Origin of the sequence: Nostoc sp. UIC 10607 (assembly GCF_047228265.1) — a bacterium.
GTDB lineage: Bacteria > Cyanobacteriota > Cyanobacteriia > Cyanobacteriales > Nostocaceae > Nostoc > Nostoc foliaceum_A.
Genome location: NZ_JBIQNW010000203.1, coordinates 1 through 878, shown reverse-complemented (window position 1 = coordinate 878; position 878 = coordinate 1). Strand labels below are relative to the sequence as shown.

Annotated in this window: 2 protein-coding genes; one reads left to right on the top strand and one right to left on the bottom strand. The window is 65.5% G+C overall.

All coding sequences use genetic code 11. The annotated features are described in order from the left end of the window. Window positions 1-233, bottom strand: a 233-nt coding sequence (locus ACEYW6_RS36385; RefSeq protein WP_412983635.1) for a GntR family transcriptional regulator, incomplete at its 3' end; no start/stop codon positions are given. A 151-nt stretch (window positions 234-384) separates the two neighbouring features. On the opposite strand from ACEYW6_RS36385, the gene ACEYW6_RS36380 reads away from it, so the two are divergent. Then, complete coding sequence (locus ACEYW6_RS36380; RefSeq protein WP_412983634.1) at window positions 385-825, top strand: MarR family winged helix-turn-helix transcriptional regulator; 441 nt, start codon at window positions 385-387, stop codon at window positions 823-825. The last annotated feature ends 53 nt before the right edge of the window (window positions 826-878 follow it).

Here is an 878-nt window from a genome sequence, read left to right as displayed (position 1 = left end):
AGGCTGACCGAAAACTGTTTGGCGAGGCCTGCAATATGCAGCTTCTGGCCCGGCAGCAGGCGGGTCGAGAGAATGTCCGCGCGCAGGCGTTCCTGGACGGCCGACGTCAGGCTTCGCGGCCGTTCGTCCGCCAGATCATCACTGAAGCTCAACCCGATACTGCCCATGGCGGGTGGAGATTGGCGAGAGAAGGGGGGATCGTCAATCGAAAATCGATTTTTTGTCCAAGTCATTGTGCCGCGTAGGATTTCTGTCCGCGCCGGTCTCAACGGGCATCTCTCTCAGGCGCCGAAGGTGAACAGCCCCGCCCGAGGACCTGGTGACAACTCCGTTGCCATCGTCTAGATAGTTCGCATGCGAACTTAAATACCCGAGATCATCGCGGTGAGCCCGCGCCGCGAGCCCCGGCTGGTATTCCTGCTCACCGTCGCGCAGCGCCGGCTGCAGCGCTGGATGGCGGCGCGGGCGCAGCACAGCGGCGTGACGGCGGCGCAATCCGGATTGCTGTTCATTCTCGGCCAGCGCGACGGCGTGCTGATGGGCGAGGCGGGGGCGGCTCTCGACCTTGGCCCGCCCGGCATCAGCGGGCTGGTCGACCGGATGGCGGCCGCGGACCTCATCAAGCGACGCGCCGATCCGGACGACGGCCGGGCGTGGCGGCTGTGGCTGACGCCGGCCGGCCGCACGGCGCTGGCGCAGGCGAAGGCCGGGCTCGTCGAGGTCAACGCGCGCCTGACCGAAGGATTCAGCGAAGCCGAGATCGATGTCGTCGCGCGCTGGCTGACCAGCCTGCAAACCAGATTTCCCAGAGGAGAAGACCAATGAGCGAGCATATCAAGATCGAGAAGAGTGACGGCATCCTCAGCCTGACGATGGCG